At 62.2% G+C, this 15872-nt stretch carries 21 protein-coding genes and 2 tRNA genes; 2 read left to right on the top strand and 21 right to left on the bottom strand.

The genetic code is table 11. The annotated features are described in order from the left end of the window. Positions 1-101: 101 nt before the first annotated feature. The 6 genes from AC2YI2_RS01275 to AC2YI2_RS01250 form a co-directional block, all read right to left on the bottom strand. On the bottom strand, positions 102-1457 hold the full coding sequence (locus AC2YI2_RS01275) for a glycosyltransferase family 2 protein (RefSeq protein ID WP_487384600.1): 1356 nt from the start codon (positions 1455-1457) through the stop codon (positions 102-104). A 777-nt stretch (positions 1458-2234) separates the two neighbouring features. Then, complete coding sequence (locus AC2YI2_RS01270; protein ID WP_487384599.1) at positions 2235-2549, bottom strand: hypothetical protein; 315 nt, start codon at positions 2547-2549, stop codon at positions 2235-2237. A 201-nt stretch (positions 2550-2750) separates the two neighbouring features. Beyond that, positions 2751-3044: a hypothetical protein gene (locus AC2YI2_RS01265; RefSeq protein ID WP_487384598.1), complete on the bottom strand. Its 294-nt coding sequence runs from the start codon at positions 3042-3044 to the stop codon at positions 2751-2753. Between the two features lie 114 nt (positions 3045-3158). Then, entirely contained in the window at positions 3159-3473 is a 315-nt protein-coding gene (locus AC2YI2_RS01260; protein WP_487384597.1) for a hypothetical protein, read from the bottom strand. A 97-nt stretch (positions 3474-3570) separates the two neighbouring features. Further along, the gene (locus tag AC2YI2_RS01255; RefSeq protein WP_487384596.1) at positions 3571-4026 is read right to left on the bottom strand and encodes a DUF3828 domain-containing protein; all 456 of its coding nucleotides are present in this window, start codon (positions 4024-4026) and stop codon (positions 3571-3573) included. A gap of 46 nt (positions 4027-4072) precedes the next feature. Continuing rightward, positions 4073-4390 carry a hypothetical protein gene (locus AC2YI2_RS01250; RefSeq protein ID WP_487384595.1) on the bottom strand — a complete coding sequence of 106 codons (318 nt, stop codon included), beginning with the start codon at positions 4388-4390 and terminating at the stop codon, positions 4073-4075. Between the two features lie 114 nt (positions 4391-4504). Between AC2YI2_RS01250 and AC2YI2_RS01245 the strand changes: the two genes are divergently transcribed. Next, complete coding sequence (locus AC2YI2_RS01245) at positions 4505-4843, top strand: hypothetical protein (protein WP_487384594.1); 339 nt, start codon at positions 4505-4507, stop codon at positions 4841-4843. A 64-nt stretch (positions 4844-4907) separates the two neighbouring features. Here the strand turns inward: AC2YI2_RS01245 and AC2YI2_RS01240 are convergent, their stop codons facing one another. The 11 genes from AC2YI2_RS01240 to AC2YI2_RS01190 form a co-directional block, all read right to left on the bottom strand. Next, positions 4908-5138, bottom strand: coding sequence for a DUF4189 domain-containing protein (locus AC2YI2_RS01240; protein WP_487384593.1), 231 nt, complete (start codon positions 5136-5138; stop codon positions 4908-4910). A gap of 303 nt (positions 5139-5441) precedes the next feature. Continuing rightward, positions 5442-5517, bottom strand: a tRNA-Phe gene (locus AC2YI2_RS01235). A gap of 144 nt (positions 5518-5661) precedes the next feature. Continuing rightward, positions 5662-5895: a DNA gyrase inhibitor YacG gene (yacG, locus tag AC2YI2_RS01230; protein WP_487384592.1), complete on the bottom strand. Its 234-nt coding sequence runs from the start codon at positions 5893-5895 to the stop codon at positions 5662-5664. After that, the gene (locus AC2YI2_RS01225) at positions 5880-6497 is read right to left on the bottom strand and encodes a Maf-like protein (RefSeq protein ID WP_487384591.1); all 618 of its coding nucleotides are present in this window, start codon (positions 6495-6497) and stop codon (positions 5880-5882) included. The genes yacG and AC2YI2_RS01225 overlap by 16 nt, the downstream gene beginning before the upstream one ends. A 27-nt stretch (positions 6498-6524) precedes the next feature. Continuing rightward, positions 6525-6743 (bottom strand): translation initiation factor IF-1, encoded by a 219-nt coding sequence (gene infA / locus AC2YI2_RS01220; RefSeq protein ID WP_004435948.1) that lies wholly within the window; start codon positions 6741-6743, stop codon positions 6525-6527. Positions 6744-6897: 154 nt separating this feature from the next. After that, positions 6898-7371, bottom strand: a complete 474-nt coding sequence (locus AC2YI2_RS01215) for an arsenate-mycothiol transferase ArsC (protein ID WP_487384590.1) — start codon at positions 7369-7371, stop codon at positions 6898-6900. 5 nt (positions 7372-7376) lie between these two features. Next, on the bottom strand, positions 7377-7850 hold the full coding sequence (locus tag AC2YI2_RS01210) for a UPF0262 family protein (protein ID WP_487384589.1): 474 nt from the start codon (positions 7848-7850) through the stop codon (positions 7377-7379). Positions 7851-7854: 4 nt separating this feature from the next. After that, positions 7855-9153 carry a histidinol dehydrogenase gene (gene hisD, locus AC2YI2_RS01205; RefSeq protein WP_487384588.1) on the bottom strand — a complete coding sequence of 433 codons (1299 nt, stop codon included), beginning with the start codon at positions 9151-9153 and terminating at the stop codon, positions 7855-7857. 39 nt (positions 9154-9192) lie between these two features. After that, positions 9193-9630, bottom strand: coding sequence for a DUF2948 family protein (locus tag AC2YI2_RS01200; RefSeq protein ID WP_487384587.1), 438 nt, complete (start codon positions 9628-9630; stop codon positions 9193-9195). 85 nt (positions 9631-9715) lie between these two features. Further along, positions 9716-11008 carry a UDP-N-acetylglucosamine 1-carboxyvinyltransferase gene (gene murA, locus AC2YI2_RS01195; protein ID WP_487384586.1) on the bottom strand — a complete coding sequence of 431 codons (1293 nt, stop codon included), beginning with the start codon at positions 11006-11008 and terminating at the stop codon, positions 9716-9718. 132 nt (positions 11009-11140) lie between these two features. Further along, positions 11141-11377 (bottom strand): hypothetical protein, encoded by a 237-nt coding sequence (locus tag AC2YI2_RS01190; protein WP_487384585.1) that lies wholly within the window; start codon positions 11375-11377, stop codon positions 11141-11143. A 149-nt stretch (positions 11378-11526) separates the two neighbouring features. Here AC2YI2_RS01190 and AC2YI2_RS01185 point away from each other — a divergent pair. Next, positions 11527-11601: transfer RNA gene (locus AC2YI2_RS01185), tRNA-Thr, on the top strand. A gap of 84 nt (positions 11602-11685) precedes the next feature. Here the strand turns inward: AC2YI2_RS01185 and AC2YI2_RS01180 are convergent. The 4 genes from AC2YI2_RS01180 to AC2YI2_RS01165 all read right to left on the bottom strand — a co-directional run bounded on the left by AC2YI2_RS01180 (position 11686) and on the right by AC2YI2_RS01165 (position 15871). Beyond that, entirely contained in the window at positions 11686-12087 is a 402-nt protein-coding gene (locus AC2YI2_RS01180) for a BA14K family protein (protein WP_487384584.1), read from the bottom strand. An 82-nt stretch (positions 12088-12169) separates the two neighbouring features. Continuing rightward, complete coding sequence (gene lpdA, locus AC2YI2_RS01175) at positions 12170-13564, bottom strand: dihydrolipoyl dehydrogenase (RefSeq protein WP_487384583.1); 1395 nt, start codon at positions 13562-13564, stop codon at positions 12170-12172. A 4-nt stretch (positions 13565-13568) separates the two neighbouring features. Then, positions 13569-14855: a dihydrolipoamide acetyltransferase family protein gene (locus AC2YI2_RS01170; RefSeq protein WP_487384582.1), complete on the bottom strand. Its 1287-nt coding sequence runs from the start codon at positions 14853-14855 to the stop codon at positions 13569-13571. Positions 14856-14857: 2 nt separating this feature from the next. Further along, the gene (locus AC2YI2_RS01165; RefSeq protein ID WP_487384581.1) at positions 14858-15871 is read right to left on the bottom strand and encodes an alpha-ketoacid dehydrogenase subunit beta; all 1014 of its coding nucleotides are present in this window, start codon (positions 15869-15871) and stop codon (positions 14858-14860) included. Position 15872 lies beyond the last annotated feature (1 nt).

Below are 15872 nucleotides of genomic sequence, written 5' to 3'. Positions count from 1 at the left end.
AGACCATCACAAGCCTTAACTTGCGCGCCGGACGGGCGCGCGCGGCAGGCTGGGATTTTGCTCTTGCGGTCGGCACTGGATCCCCTTTCAAATGGATACGCTCAGGCGATTTTCAGCACGGCACTGCCACGATTTGCCAGGAGATCGGGATCCCAGCGTTCGGCAAAGGTCCATGCGTTCAGCAGCGTGAGGTTCATCCGCCACCCGTTGGCCGCCTTTGCCTGGGATTGCCGTTCGAGGTGATAGAGAACCACACGATGGTCTACGGCACAGGTGAGGCCGTGCTCCCGCACTTTCATGCAGAGATCCGCATCCTCGAAGTCACCGATGACATAATCTTCGTCAAAGCCGCCAAGCCGCTGGCAGAGGCTGCGATCCATGAGCATGCAGGCGCCCGTTACCGCCGGGACGACGTCGAGACCTCGTTCCCCGTCACACGAAAGGCCTTTCCGGGGATGGAAGGGAAAGAGCATGTTTCCAAATTGCGGCAGGCGTTCGAAGTCCATGCCTGCATGCTGGATGGTTTCATCTTCAAACAGCATCAATGCGCTTATGACGCCGATCTCGGGCCCGCTTTCGACAGAGGCGACCAGGCCGGACATCCAGTCAGAGCGCCTGGGAACGACATCCGAATTCAAGAAGCACACATATTTTCCGCGCGCCATCTTGAGGCCAAGGTTACTGGCGCCGGCAAATCCGAGATTCTGCGACGGCACTACCAGCCTGAAGGGGATGCGTGTCTTGATATGCGCGATGCGGGCCAGCTCGAAGAATTCGTCCTTTCGCTCCGGCTGATCGAGCACATAGATGAATTCGTCATTCACATGTTCCGCCGCGTCGAACAGGGCTGCTTGGTACGTCAGAAAATCGAGTCGGCCATAGAGCGGGATGACGATGGAGGTTCGCGGCGAGGTGGGGCAGATGCCTGCCGAGCCCTCCAGGAACGCAACGTCACGCGACAGCCGTGCTCGGTTTATCGCGCGGACCGGCTCTGCGATCACATTTTTGCAGACATCCAGAATGGAATCCGGGCTCAGGACAACATCATTCAAAATCGTCTTGATTGCAGGGAGGCCGTTGCGAGCGGGAGCGGGCAGCGCTCTATGACCAATCCTGCCGTCCTGGAGGATGACCTCCAGATAGGCGCCGGAATACGCTTCCGCAGCAAGGCGTCCGAACGCCGTGAATCCCCATCTTGAATGGGTGAGGCCAAGCGAGGTGCCGAATGCATGCGTGACATCCGCGCGCTCGGAACTGATCCACCTGTCGGTCAGCGTCGCGATTTCGTCCTCATGCCTGATCCGAACGGCCTTCACTTGGGACAAGGGATCCAGCAGCCAGCCCACGGTCACGACGCCGCAGCCAGGCGCGAAAAAGAGCTCGTCGATCCCAAGCTGCACGGCGGGGGCGAGAGCCGCAATCGTGTCGGACCCATCGAAGACAGGGCGTTCGATCAACTCAAGAAATCTGGCCCGCCCCTGATTGATCGATTTGCGTGCACAGACTCGGGCCTCGCGGAGCAAGACAGGCTCCTCTATGGCACGTGCTTCATTCGACAGCCGCAAACTAAACCGGGATCCCATCTCCCGGACGGAAATCGACGAAAGTGCAGCATTTCGCCGTGGCCCGGCGATGAACATGACGAAGCCCAGGCCATGTTCGGCAACGTCTGACCGAAGAAATGTGACGAAAAGAGCGCCGAGGGCCAGAAACTCGTCGCCGAATATCGCTTCGATGTTGCAATCGCCGGCAGAGGTGAAAGCACCCGTCCGGGCCCAGCCTCCGACGATCCAGCCCTCCAATCCGGGCGAGAAGCCCCAATAATCTATGTACCCTCTCTCCGCGTCGGGGGCGGCGTCTGGATCAATGCCCATAATCCGCGCCATTTCGTCCCGGCTTGCCAGGAGGCGCATCTTCGAACGCTTGGTTATGAATTTGTCGTCGGCTTTTGATGGCGTTCGCGCCGCAGGCGAGATTGGAGACTTAACGCCGGCAATTGCCTGGTCACCCGACATCACAGCACGCCACTTCTGGCGCCACCGATGCGCCGCGAACTCAAAAATGGTGTCCCGCGCCCGGAAAGGCCATCGAAGGCGATCTGACGCGCGCGGCCAATATCATTCTCGATTTAGGAGAATGTCAATAAACTTATCGCTATCCGTGCATGAAGTTGAGCGGAGTAAGGCGAAACCGACGGCCTTCGACGCCCCCGGCCTCAGATGCCCGCGTCGATTCTAAGATTTTGACGCGGGCCGCTCGTCGAAATAGGTGAGCTGCGCCCGGCCTTTGGCGCTTTCAGTCAGGCGGTAGCCACGGCTGTTGCCGGTATCATTGCGGCTGATGTCGCGCATCAGCCGATCGATCTCTTCGATGAATTCATCGGATCGCGCAGGGTCTGCCACGGGAAAGGGATAGGTCTTCTGGGCGTAACCCTTCTCGATCACAAGGCGCATCTGGTGCGTATCGATGGAACTGCCGGCCTTGTTGATGTGGTTACGGAGAATGGCCAGCACCACGTCCCTGATCGCATCGCGTTCATACTTGTTCACAGCGCCACCTCCGCTCGGACATGAGACCGGGTTTGCTGCCGCGTAGTCAAGACACTTTTGTTAGACACGTAAGGGCGAATCCCGAGAAACCTGTTCCCTCCGGCGGGGCTCTCGATGCCTCCAGCCGGCTCAATCGTTGGGGCGGCGCCGTGTCGCGAGTTCGGCTCGCATTGGCGACGGTCGGTTGTCGGAGGCTGCCCTTCAATTCCAGCGCGAAGTCGGCGTTCCAGTGGAAGATCCCAGCAGATAGCCGACGGCAAGGCCCACAAGGCCAGCAGTGACTGCAACGGAGGAGATCGTGCCGGGATTATCGCGGATGACGCCGATCGCCGGCCGGGCGGCGCGTTCCACCTCATCGATGCCGTCGCGGACCTTCCCGGACAACTCGACGAGTTCGGCCTTCAAATCGGCAATCTGCTCATTCAGGCGCGTAACTTCGATCTCGTTTCTGTCCATAATGTTGGCTCCCTGTTTGTGAGCCATGAACGTGCCCAACGGCCTGAGGTTCCTTCGACCAACGCAGACTCCATCACGACATAACTTCGAGGCCCAGCCAAGAAGCCCGTTCCTGACTGTGTCGCGAGAGGCTACCGGCGGCGCTAGGGACGATCACGCCGCCGGCATAGCAACTGCCCAACGGCAGGTGCCGTTGCGGCCGGAATGCAGCCGCCTCGAGGAACCCAGACTTGCGCCTGTGTTCTCCTGCTCAACGCAGATATCTCCATGGATATTCAAAGGCCCTGTTTCGCCGGTAACTCCCGAGGCGTCTCGCTGTCGGACTGTGCCGAAGCCAACCGTCATTTCGATGTCGTTCTCGGCCTCCGCCATGTCGAGTTCGACGATCTTCGCCGGCGCTGCAAGACCATAAAGTTCGTTTAAAACGGCCGCGCTGTCCGCAAGCGAGTGACAATCCCCAGCTTCCATGCAGCCCGTCCCCACTTCCCGGGCTGCGATCGCTGCGACGCACTTGCCTTGTTCCGTCGAGTTCACACCTTCAGCGCACTCTGGCCGGTGTGTTCGCCTACTGCCCGGTCAGCTGCTTGCTAACCGTCCAGGGGAACTCCCCATCCTTTTGTTCGATGTCGTCGATTTTCCAGCTGCCATGCTCTCGCACCAGGCTGTAGTACAATGTCACCGGCTTGAAGTTCGTAAACACAACCTTCACCGTCGCACGATCACCGTCGATCGCTGGTTCGTCTATCTTCAGACCCGACGCCTCGCCGTCCTGCCCAGCTATGACGGGATCCCAATCGAGGTTGCTAGGGTCATCGGGCGACGCCTCGCGTTCCGCCTTGAACAGGCCGAGCAAATGGTCAGAGAGGAAAGGTTGGTAGGGGTAGTCGTAGTTTCCGATGTTATCGGTATCGGCGTAGACCGCCTCTATCAGGCTTTTGGGCGTTTCGAAGGTTGCCGCCATCGCCGATGACATCAGGAGGGCTGCGAAAAACGCCGCAGCAAGGCACGAAAATATGCGCATGAGGGTGGTCCATTTCTAAAGGGGGCTTACGCGCCCGTTTCAAACTTCATAAGCCCGGGCAGAAGCTACTGTCGACCATCATGTATCGGTCGCTGACCCAGCCGGTTCCGTACTGTGTCTGCACTTTCCATTGCCCCTGGCCGCGCTCGAGCGCAAGGGCGCCCGCATGATCCGGCACGTCCGTACATCCGCCGTTGTCGTCACAGAGTTCGGCGCCTGCCTTAACCCAGCAATTCATCTGGTCGCTGGAAACGCAGAGCTTCGCAACACAGTCATCGAACGCGCCGTCAGCGCGCGACGGCGAAACGCCACAGATCAGGGCCGCCGCAATGGCGATCCAGGTGGATATCAGCATGGGCTTCATATCGATCCCCTTTGGAGCGTCGTCGCATGTGCGCCTGGAGAAGACAAGCGATCCCGTTCGCCGTCTGGACGCATTTGGAACCGGCAGCAATCCTGCACGTTCCGGACATTCACAATGGAGGCTCCGATGACGCCTAATCGACCCGACCCAATCCAGAGCGCGGCTTTGAATCCCAGTGCGGAGATGCGGGGCATCGACAGCGCCAATGATTCACATGGCGGCCAGCAGGTTCCGAGTGGCAGGCCAAATCCCGACCCGATCGAAGAACTTGCGACGATTGGCGGCGACAGCCAGGACAACTGGCCCGATCGCCCGCATCTGGCAAACCAACCAGGTCCGAAGCCGGGGTTTGGACCGAACCCCACGGCAGAGAAGCTGGTCGGCAATCCAGACCTGGGTATTGATCCGCGGGAAGCCGCTGAGACGTGGCAGAATGGCCCAAAAAGGCCCTAGGCAAGCCTTGGCGCCTGATTGCTGCCCGGCGCGGGAACGCCGGGCGGCGTAGAACCGGACAATATCAGCCGTTACGCTGGCAGTCCTCAATGTAGCATTCGTCGTAGGTGCGGGCATTGCATTCCGCCAGTGCACGACGTCGCGCTTCGCGGCGGTTGCCATAGCCATAGCTGTAGCCATAGGTGCCGTCGCTTGCCGTCGCCTGGCACGACCATGCCAGTACCTGCGGCGCGCTGAGCGCCAGCATTCCGGATGCGATTGAAAGTGCGAGCGTTCCCTTGATGATCGTCTTCATGATTCTCCCCTGATGTTTGATGCCCCGAAAGGGCAGCTACATATGTTGCACGTTCCAGAGGCCGCGAAAATTCTAACGTCAAAACAAGGTTACCTACGTCGCCGGAACATATAGCGAAACCGGCGGCGACCCGATCGGGAAAAGTCACTTTTCACGCCGCATCCATGTAACGCGGATTCGTCGGCGCGTCCCTGGAAATCGTTGGAGTCCGCGGAGCCGCCGTTACGGCATGACGCAGCATGCTATTGGCGAGACTGCGAGCAGAGGCGGCTTCTGGTATTCTGACTTTGCTTAGAATTACGATGGTGCCCGGGACCGGAATCGAACCAGTGACACGCGGATTTTCAATCCGCTGCTCTACCAACTGAGCTACCCGGGCAACCGTGCTGTTTCGCCTGCTTGGCAGGTGCCGGGGGATGGTGTGCCCCGGGAGCGAGCGGGGTTATAGCATCCTGACCTTTTGGCGCAAGCCCCATTCCGACATTTTTTTGACAGCTAGCAAGCTGTTGAAATCATTGGTCTATCAATCGTCGTTCTGCTCGCGGCGCACGGCCTCTTCTTCTTCGTCCGCCTTGGATTCATCATCGACAACGGGGATGGCATAGGCACCGGTCAGCCAGCGCGAGAGATCGAGATTGCGGCAGCGCTCCGAGCAGAAGGGATAGCTCTCACGCGTCGACGGCCTGCGGCATTCGGGGCAGGGGCGGGCTTTCCGCAACGGCTCGATATTCGAGGCCAAGGTCAACCCTCCTGCCACTTCTCATGGAACGCGTAGCCTTCGCCGACGAGCAGTTGCACGGTCTCGGCGAGGGGCAGGCCGACGACGGCGGTGTAGGATCCGCTCAGCTTCTGGATGAAGGTGCCGGCAAAGCCCTGGATGCCGTAGCCGCCCGCCTTGCCGCGCCATTCGCCCGAGGCCAGGTAGCTCTTGAGCTCGATATTGGAGAGGCGCTTGAAGCGCACCTTGGTCTCGATGACCTTGATGCGCGTCGTGCTCTGCGGCGTGATTACGCAGATGCCTGTATAGACCCAGTGGCTGCGGCCCGAGAGCAGATGTAGCGAGGACGAGGCCTCCTCGAGATATTCCGGCTTGCCGAGAATGCGGCGTCCGACGGCGACGACAGTGTCGGCGGCAAGAATGTAGCTGCCGGCCCAAGCAGGATCGGTGCGCACGACCTGAAAGGCGGCTTCGGCCTTGTCCTGCGCTAAGCGCCGCGCGAGCGAGCGCGGATGCTCGGCCCGACGCGGTGTCTCGTCGAGGTCCATCGGCAGCAGCCGGTCAGGCGTGATGCCGGCCTGGGCGAGCAGATCGAGCCTGCGCGGCGAACCGGATGCCAGTATCAGCCTCTGTTTCAGCATGCCTGAGCCGGCCCCAGCGAAAAGGAATTACTTGAAGCGATAGGTGATGCGGCCCTTGGTCAGGTCGTAGGGCGTCATTTCCACGAGCACCTTGTCGCCGGCCAGAACGCGGATGCGGTTCTTGCGCATGCGACCCGCGGTGTGCGCGATGATCTCGTGTTCGTTTTCGAGCTTCACGCGGAACGTGGCATTCGGCAGCAATTCGGTTACGACGCCCGGAAATTCCAGAACTTCTTCTTTCGCCATATTTGGGATGTCTTCCTAGATGTTTGTCCCAGGGGGCCGAGAACAGGCCGGCCGGGAATTGGCGCGGAAACTACACAAAAGCGTCCGGCTACTCAACCCGGCTCGGTGCGCTTTTTCCGGGTAATTCCACTGTTTGAGCAGGAATTTGCACGAGCTAATTGCCCGTGCCGCGGGACTTGGCAACAAGTCGGCTATGAATGAGCTTGGAAATATGGTCGCGCACCCCGCGATAGGCGTCGAGGATCTGCTCACGGGTTCCGGTCACGACCGTCGGATCGGGCATAGGCCAGTACTCCACATCGGCCGACCAGGAACGCGTGAGGTCGAGCGCCTTGTGATGTGCTTCCGGTGCCAGCGTCACGATCAGGTCGAAATAGTCGTCCTCGAGATCGTCGAGCAGATGCGGCTGGTGGCGGCCGAGGCTGAGGCCGATCTCGTCGAGCACGGCATCGACGAACGGGTCGCGCTCACCGCGGCGCACGCCGGCGGAGGCAATGTAGACGCTTTTCGGCAGATAGTGCCGGGCGATGGCTTCCGCGATCGGCGAGCGGATCGAATTCATACCGCACATGAAGAGCACCGCGCCTGGCAGCTTGTCCCCGGTGCGTGCCTCGCTTCCCGCCTCCATCCGGCTCAGCCCCGCCAGTAGAGGACGCAGACGAGGGTGAACAGCCGTCGCGCCGTGTCGAAATCCAGCGTGATCTTACCGGACAAGCGATCCTGCAGCGTCTGGGAGCCCTCGTTGTGGATGCCGCGTCGGCCCATGTCGATCGCCTCAATCTGCGAAGGCGTCGAGGAGCGGATCGCCTGGTAATAACTCTCGCAGATCATGAAATAGTCCTTGATGATCCGACGGAAAGGCGTGAGCGAGAGGATATGTGTCGCGACCGCTTCGCCTGCCTCGGTCGTGACGGAGAGGACCAGTTTCTGGTCCATCAGCGAAAGCTTGAGTTCATAGGGACCGCCCGGATGTCCCAAGGGTTCAAAGGAATTGTCTTCCAGCAGGTCGAAGATCGCCACGGCACGCTCGTGCTCGACATCGGGCGTGGAACGCCCGATCGATTCGTCCAGCACCACGTCGATCAGCCGGTGCGTGCCCTTGGCCATCGTCTCACGCCTCCGGGTTCAGCCGGATCGCAACCGAACGCGCATGGGCGTCAAGCCCTTCGCATTCAGCGAGCGTGATTGCGGCGGGCGCCAGCGCCTTGAGCTGGCTGGCGTCGAGCCGGAGGATCGAGGACCGCTTCATATAGTCGAGCACCGAAAGACCGGATGAAAACCGTGCCGAACGGGCGGTAGGCAGTACATGGTTCGAGCCGCCGACATAGTCGCCGATCACTTCCGGCGTATGACGACCGAGGAAGAAGGCACCGGCATTGCGGATGCCGTCCATCAGTTTTTCCGGCTCGGCCGTGGCGATCTCGACATGCTCGGCAGCGATGCGGTCGGCGAGTGGAAGGGAAGCTTCAAGGTTCGGCACCAGAATGATCGCACCGAAATCCCGCCAGCTCGCTGCGGCCGTTTCAGCCCGTGACAGGCGCTTGAGCTGGCGCTCGACGGCGGCCTCCACCGATTTGCCGAAAGCTTCGTCGTCGGTGATCAGGATCGACTGGGCGCCGGTATCGTGTTCGGCCTGGGCGAGCAAGTCGGCGGCGAGCCAGTCCGGATCGTTGTCCCTGTCGGCAATGACGAGCACTTCGGAGGGGCCGGCGATCATGTCGATACCAACGGTGCCGAAAACCTGGCGCTTCGCGGCCGCGACATAGGCATTTCCCGGACCGGTGATCTTGGCGACCGGCTTGATCGTCTCGGTGCCAAAGGCCAAGGCAGCAACGGCCTGCGCACCGCCGATGCGATAGATCTCGCTGACGCCGGCGATCTTCGCCGCCGCGAGGACTGCCGGATTGATCGCGCCTTCGCGCGCCGGCACGACCATGACGATGCGCGGCACGCCGGCGACCCTGGCCGGGATCGCATTCATCAGCACCGAACTCGGATAGCTGGCGCTACCGCCGGGCACATAAAGGCCGACCGCCTCGATCGCGGTCCAGCGCGAGCCGAGCGTCACGCCCAGCGCATCCTGATAGATATCGTCCTTGGGGAACTGGCGGCTGTGATGCTTCTCGATCCTGATAGCGGCGACTTCGAGCGCCTTGCGGATTTCCGGGTCAATGTCGGCAAGCGCCGCATCGAGGTCAGCGGCAGGTACCCGCATCGGTACACGATCGAAATCGAGTGCATCGAATTTCAGCGAATAGTCCTTGAGCGCCGCATCACCCCGCGCCACGACATCCGATATGATCGCCTTCACGGAGGCATTCACATCTTCCGATGCCTCGCGCTTGGTTGTGAGGAAGGCCGCGAAATCGCGTTCGAAGCCGGGCGCCTCGGAATTGAGCCAGATTGCCAATGTGCCCCCGTCGGTCAGGTCCCAGTCAGCCAGGTCCAGTCATGCCGCTCCCGGATGGCGCGGCTTGAGCTTCGTTTCCCATGCTCCGCCGGTATCTGCAAGCTGAACTTCGATGCATTCCACATCGAGCAGGATCGAGCCGCCGCCGGCAAGCACCAGTTCGACCGAACCGTCAGGACCTTCGCCATCCTTCTCATAGGTCACGGCGAGCAGCGACTGCACTGAATCGGCCTTGTTGCGGTCGAAGCCGGCCGATTTCACGCTCTTCACCTGCTTGAAGACGAGCGCCGCGCGGCGACGCTCGAAGGGCTGGGCGCCCTTCTCGGTCTCTTCCCAGGCGAAGCGATTGGCGGCGACGGCAAACTGCTTCCTGGATGGCCAATATTGCAGATCGCCGCACCTGAAGACGGCATCCTGCATATGGGCGGAAACCACCTGAAGATCTTCGTCGTCGAGCGCAAGAAGCTTGAGCGTCATTTCTATTCGTCCAGCACAAGTTGGAGGCCCGGCATTTGAGCCGGTCTTGCCTGTCAGATAGGACCTGACACCGCTTTTCGCAACATCACTCGCTGACGCGTTCGACGATCGCGCCGCAGCGGGTGAGCTTTTCCTCGAGCCGCTCGAAGCCACGGTCGAGGTGATAGACGCGCGACACCACGGTTTCGCCCTCGGCGGCGAGCCCGGCGATGACGAGCGAAACCGAAGCACGAAGGTCCGTCGCCATGACCGGCGCGCCCTTGAGGCGCGACACGCCTTCGATCGTTGCCGTCTGGCCGTGCAGCGAGATCTTGGCGCCGAGTCGGGCGAGCTCCTGCACATGCATGAAGCGGTTCTCGAAGATGGTTTCGGTGATATGGGAGACACCGGTCGAGCGCGTCATCAGGCCCATAAACTGCGCCTGCATGTCGGTCGGAAAGCCCGGATAGGGATCGGTGACCACGTCCACCGGGCTGATGCCGCCGCCATTGCGGCGTACGCGGATACCGCGCTCCGTCGCTGTGACCTCGGCGCCAGCGCGACGGATTGCCTCGAGCGCGGTTTCCAAAAACGCCGGATCGGTCTCGGTGATCTCCACGTCGCCGCCGGCCATGGCGACCGCCATGGCATAAGTGCCGGTCTCGATGCGGTCGGGCATGACGCGGTGCCGTGCGCCGGCAAGCGACGTCACGCCCTCCACGGTGATCGTGGAACTGCCGGCGCCGGTGATCTTGGCGCCCATGGCGTTGAGGCACTTGGCGAGATCGACGATCTCGGGCTCGCGCGCGGCATTGCCGATCACGGTCGTGCCGTTGGCGAGGCTCGCGGCCATCATCATCACATGAGTCGCACCGACGGAAACCTTGGGGAAGGTGTAGCGCGCGCCAACCAGTCCGCCCTTGGGTGCCCGGGCGTTCACATAGCCGGCGTCGATTTCCATCTCGGCGCCGAGCGCCTTCAGGCTTTCCAGGAAGAGATCGACCGGGCGTGTCCCGATCGCACAGCCGCCCGGCAGCGATACCCGCGCCTGGCCTTCGCGGGCGAGAAGCGGGCCGATCACCCAGAAGCTTGCGCGCATCTTGGAGACCAGCTCATAGGGCGCGGTCAGATCGGCGATCGTGCGGCAGGTGAAGTGGATCGTGCGGGCATAGGAGCCATCCTGATTCTCGCGACGGCCATTGACCGCCACATCGACACCGTGATTGCCGAGGATGCGGACCAACTGCTCGACATCGGCAAGATGCGGCACATTTTCCAGCGTCAGCGTGTCGGAGGTCAGAAGGGAGGCGATCATCAGCGGCAGGGCCGCATTCTTGGCGCCGGAAATGGGAATAGTGCCGACGAGCGGCTGGCCGCCCACAATCCTGATTCGATCCATAAATTTGTCCCCAAGGGCGCCCCGGGAGCGGCGCCGAAAAAAGTTCTGCTCACTTAAACGATTAAGTCACGCGGTTCAAGGAAAGCCGACGAATGCGGTTAAGCCGCCAATTGGGGGAAAATTACGGCAGTTTCAACGGTCGGAGGGTGTAGCCGCGAGATCGCCCGGACGATCGTCCTCGGCACCCTCGCGGCGAGCTCGGCTCTGCACCTTGCGCCGCTGCAGATTGGCCCTCAGCTGCGCCTTGAGCCGAAGGTCGCGTTCGGCCGCCTTGCGCGCAGCCTGTTCCTTGCGCAATCGCTTCTGCGCGTCGACATCCGCCTCCGGAGAGGCCGTGTCGCGGTCGATTTCCTGTCTCTCGTCGTCCATTCGGGCTTGATACGGCAAAAGCAACACCTTCGGAAGGTGTCCCCTAAAAACTTTCCTCATTGTCCCGATTGGGGTTGCGCTCACCCCAAACCTATGGCAATAGCCAGCCCGCTTCGACGGCTTGAGCCCAAACGCTTCGCCGTCCAGATGCTGCGGTAGCTCAGTGGTAGAGCACACCCTTGGTAAGGGTGAGGTCGAGAGTTCAATCCTCTCTCGCAGCACCAGTTTTCTCCAAACCGTCCTAAACGCAAATAAGCCGCCCACAATCACTGCGGACGGCTCGATTCGTTCTTCAGGCTGCTCTCATCTCACCTTCTAAAAGGCGATACGCACACCCGGCGCTGACCGCCATTTGTCTTCCAGCTGTTGTCCCACTTGCGATAGCTCGCATAGTGATTGCGGCACCAGCGGACATGGCGGCTACGGTAGCCCGGTCCGACCTTGAGGACGACGGCCGGGCCGATCCAGATACCCGCGCGCCAGTAGCCACGATGCCAGTGACGGCGGTGATGGTAGCGGCCGCCATGCCAGTGACGCGCACGGTGCCAGCGATGACCCTTGCGCCATTTGACCCTGGCCTGCACGATGTTCGTGGACGCCTGCTTTTCGATCTGCGGCGGCGCGATCTGCAGCGCTTGAGCCGGGATGACCGACGAGACGGCGAAGATCGCGCTTAGACCTGCGGCCATTGCGAGAGACATGATTTTCATGCGTCTTCCTTTCCGTGATGGATTGACTATTCAACACTTGACGGATCGAGAAGTTCCGCGGTTTCACGCCCCTGTGAAACATTCAGATGTGGAGCGCATGACCGAGCGCCTTGAGCGCCGCTTCCTGCAGACCTTCGCTGCGAGTCGGGTGAGCATGGATCGTGCCGGCAATGTCCTCCAGCCGCGCTCCCATTTCGATGGCGAGCGAGAAGGCGCTCGACAGTTCCGACACGCCCTGGCCCACCGCCTGTAGTCCCAGCACGACATGATTGTCGGCCCGCGCCACGGCGCGGACGAAGCCGTCCTCGGAACCGGTCGTCATCGCCCGTCCATTGGCGCTGAATGGGAAGAGCCCTGTCTTGATCTCGACGCCCTGTCTCCGCGCTTCGTCCGGTGAGAGGCCGACGCTGACGATCTCCGGATCGGTGAAGCAGACGGCGGGTATGGCACGCTTGTCCCAGGTCCGTTTATGGCCGGCGATGATCTCAGCCACCATCTCCCCCTGCGCCATGGCGCGATGCGCCAGCATCGGCTCGCCAGTCACGTCGCCGATCGCATAGATGCCGCGCATCGATGTGCGGCAACGGTCGTCGATGCGCAGGAATTTGCCTGAAAGGTCGAGTTCGAGCTCCTCGTAGCCCCAGCCTTGCATGCGTGGCTTGCGGCCGACGGTGACGAGGATCTTGTCGGCGGGGATGGTCTCGGCCTGGCCTGATGTTTCGACGACGAGGCCCTGGCCGCCTTCGGCAAGCATCTTGGCGCTGGTCTCGGTCAATACGTGGATGCCGAGGTCTTTCAAACGCCGCATGACGGGGCGGACGAGCTCGAGATCATATTGTGGCAGCAGCCGCGGCGTCGCCTCGACCACCGTGACCTGCGATCCGAGCTTGGCGAAGGCGATGCCGAGTTCCAGTCCGATATAGCCGCCGCCGACGACGGCGAGCCGTTCCGGCACGCGGCGCAATGTGAGCGCCTCGGTCGAGGAGATCACATTGCCGCCGAAAGGCAGGTGCGGCAAGACCACCGGCTCGGAGCCTGTGGCGATGACGATGTTCTCGGCTCGGATCAACTGGTCGCCGGTCTCGGTCGTCACTTCCACCGTTTTGCCGTCGCGGAAGCGGGCGCGGCCGTGGACGATCTTGACGCGGGCCTTCTGCAAGAGGCCGGTCACGCCACTGGTCAATCGGCCGACAATGCCGTCCTTCCAGTCGATCGTCTTGCCGAGATCGATGGCAGGCGAGGCGACGGAGATGCCGAGCTTGTGGCCGCCCTCGGCCATGCGCCGCGCCATGTGGAATTCCTCGGCCGCATGGATCAGCGCCTTGGAAGGGATGCAGCCGACGGTGAGGCAGGTGCCGCCCGGCTTGCCGGCATCGACAATGACGGTGTCGATGCCGAGCTGGCCAGCGCGGATGGCGCAGACATAGCCGCCCGGACCAGCGCCGATGACAAGAAGCTTGGCTGTGATCTCTTTCATGGCATCAGCTTTCGATGAAAATCAGGGCCGGCGTCTCGAGCAGCGCCCGGATGCGCTGGACGAAAGTCGCGGCATCCCAGCCGTCGATCACGCGGTGGTCGAAGCTTGAGGAGAGGTTCATGATCTTGCGGGGCACGAACTGGCTGCCGTCCCAAACCGGACGAACCATGATCTTGTTGACGCCAACGATCGCGACTTCGGGGTGATTGATGATCGGCGTCGTCACAATCCCGCCCATTGCGCCGAGCGAGGTGATGGTGATGGTCGAGCCAGAGAGTTCCTCACGTTGGGCCGTGCCGGTTCGGGCAGCCTCTGCGAGTCGCCCCACCTCGTTCGCGCAGTCCCACACCGTCCGCGCCTCGGCGTGGCGGATGACCGGCACCATCAGCCCCGACGGTGTCTGCGTCGCGATGCCGATATGCACCGCGCTCGACCGGGTGATGATGCCGGCCTCGTCGTCGAAGGTGGCGTTGACGCCGGGCTGCTCGCCGATCGCCTTCACCATCGCCCGGACAAGGAAGGGCAGGATGGTCAGCTTCGGCTGGTCCGGCTTGCGGCCCTTGTTCATCGTCTCGCGCAGGTCCTCGAGATCGGTGACGTCGATCTCCTCCACATAGGTGATGTGGGGAATGCGCGAGGCCGCGAGCGTCATCTTCTCGGCAATGCGGCGGCGCAGGCCGGTGACCTTGATTTCCTCGGTCGCGGTCTTGCGGGCAAGTGCTGCCGGCGCCGGCGCCTGCACACCGCCCGTGGCATAGGCGTCGAGATCCTCATGCGAGATCCGCCCGACGGGGCCCGTGCCGTGGACCTGCCTGAGGTCGATGCCTGCATCCTGCGCCCGGCGACGCACGGCGGGTGAGGCCAGCGGCTTCGCTTCGCCGCTCGCGCTGCGGACGGCGATGCCCGTAGCGGGCTGCACAATCGTCGGTGTCGCCATCTCTGCCGGTTTGGCGACCAGCATGCGCTCTTCGGCCACTGCCTCGTGCGATGCCACAGGATCAGCCTTGGCCGGAGCCGTCTCCGGCTCGGCCGACGGCCCGGCTACTGCGCCATCGACATCGAGCTTCACCAGCGGCGCCTTGACCGCGATGATGTCGCCGATCTCGCCCGCTATCCACGTCACCGTCCCGGAAACCGGGGAGGGGATCTCGACCGTCGCCTTGTCTGTCATCACGGCGGCGAGAACCATGTCCTCGCGCACGGCGTCACCCGGCTTCACATGCCATTCGACGAGCTCGGCCTCGGCTACGCCTTCACCGACATCGGGCATCCGGATCACATATTCGCCCATGATCAGCCCTCCATCACTTCTAGAAGCGCGCGGCCGACCCGCGCCGGGCCCGGGAAGTAATCCCATTCCTGCGCATGCGGGTAAGGCGTGTCCCAGCCCGCGACGCGGATAACAGGCGCTTCGAGATGGTAGAAGCAGTGCTCCTGCACCAGCGAGGCGATCTCGCCGCCAAAGCCCGAGGTCAGGGTTGCCTCATGCACGACGACGCAGCGGCCGGTCTTGCTGACCGACTGCACGATCGTGTCAAAATCGAGCGGCAGCAGGCTGCGGAGATCGATCACCTCGGCATCGACGCCTGTCTCCTCGGCCGCGGCGAGCGCCACATGCACCATCGTGCCATAGGCTATGACCGTCACCGCTTCGCCCGGCCGGCGGATCTCCGCCTTGCCGATCGGGATCGTGTAATGGCCCTCGGGCACCTCGCCAAGCTCGTGCGTCGACCAGGGCGTGACAGGCCGGTCGTGATGGCCGTCGAAGGGGCCGTTATAGAGTCGCTTCGGCTCGAGGAACATCACCGGATCGGGGTCCTCGATCGACGAAATCAAGAGGCCCTTGGCGTCATAGGGATTGGAGGGCACGATGACCTTCAGCCCGCAGACATGGGTGAACAGCGCCTCCGGGCTCTGGCTATGCGTCTGGCCGCCGAAAATGCCGCCGCCCGTGGGCATGCGCAGCACAATCGGGCAGGTGAAATCACCGTTGGAGCGGTAGCGGATACGTGCCGCCTCTTGGGTGATCTGGTCATAGGCCGGATACATGTAGTCGGCGAACTGGATCTCGACACAAGGCTTCAGCCCATAGGCCGCCATGCCGATCGCCGTGCCGACAATGCCGGATTCGCTGATCGGCGCATCGAAGCAGCGCGTCTTGCCATATTTCGCCTGCAGGCCCTGCGTCGCCCGGAACACGCCGCCGAAATAGCCGACATCCTCGCCGAACACGACCACGTCATCGTCGCGCCCCATGGAGACGTCCATGGCGCTGCGGACAGCCTCGATCATCGTCATTCTCGGCATG

The organism is Rhizobium sp. SRI_017, assembly GCF_057586295.1.
The sequence above is the reverse complement of the archived record's forward strand: the minus strand, read 5'-3'. Positions and strand labels throughout refer to the sequence as shown.

Coding starts and splice junctions, on each gene's coding strand:
- AC2YI2_RS01260 (WP_487384597.1), bottom strand. CDS start 3,473: ATGGAAGCTGGGGATTGTCACTCGCTTGCGGACAGCGCGGCCGTTTTA.
- AC2YI2_RS01165 (WP_487384581.1), bottom strand. CDS start 15,871: ATGCCGAGAATGACGATGATCGAGGCTGTCCGCAGCGCCATGGACGTC.
- AC2YI2_RS01200 (WP_487384587.1), bottom strand. CDS start 9,630: ATGACGCTCAAGCTTCTTGCGCTCGACGACGAAGATCTTCAGGTGGTT.
- AC2YI2_RS01225 (WP_487384591.1), bottom strand. CDS start 6,497: ATGCTGAAACAGAGGCTGATACTGGCATCCGGTTCGCCGCGCAGGCTC.
- AC2YI2_RS01210 (WP_487384589.1), bottom strand. CDS start 7,850: ATGGCCAAGGGCACGCACCGGCTGATCGACGTGGTGCTGGACGAATCG.
- AC2YI2_RS01215 (WP_487384590.1), bottom strand. CDS start 7,371: ATGGAGGCGGGAAGCGAGGCACGCACCGGGGACAAGCTGCCAGGCGCG.
- murA (WP_487384586.1), bottom strand. CDS start 11,008: ATGGATCGAATCAGGATTGTGGGCGGCCAGCCGCTCGTCGGCACTATT.
- AC2YI2_RS01245 (WP_487384594.1), top strand. CDS start 4,505: ATGGAGGCTCCGATGACGCCTAATCGACCCGACCCAATCCAGAGCGCG.
- AC2YI2_RS01255 (WP_487384596.1), bottom strand. CDS start 4,026: ATGCGCATATTTTCGTGCCTTGCTGCGGCGTTTTTCGCAGCCCTCCTG.
- AC2YI2_RS01180 (WP_487384584.1), bottom strand. CDS start 12,087: ATGAAAATCATGTCTCTCGCAATGGCCGCAGGTCTAAGCGCGATCTTC.
- AC2YI2_RS01190 (WP_487384585.1), bottom strand. CDS start 11,377: ATGGACGACGAGAGACAGGAAATCGACCGCGACACGGCCTCTCCGGAG.
- AC2YI2_RS01240 (WP_487384593.1), bottom strand. CDS start 5,138: ATGAAGACGATCATCAAGGGAACGCTCGCACTTTCAATCGCATCCGGA.
- infA (WP_004435948.1), bottom strand. CDS start 6,743: ATGGCGAAAGAAGAAGTTCTGGAATTTCCGGGCGTCGTAACCGAATTG.
- lpdA (WP_487384583.1), bottom strand. CDS start 13,564: ATGAAAGAGATCACAGCCAAGCTTCTTGTCATCGGCGCTGGTCCGGGC.
- AC2YI2_RS01170 (WP_487384582.1), bottom strand. CDS start 14,855: ATGGGCGAATATGTGATCCGGATGCCCGATGTCGGTGAAGGCGTAGCC.
- AC2YI2_RS01250 (WP_487384595.1), bottom strand. CDS start 4,390: ATGAAGCCCATGCTGATATCCACCTGGATCGCCATTGCGGCGGCCCTG.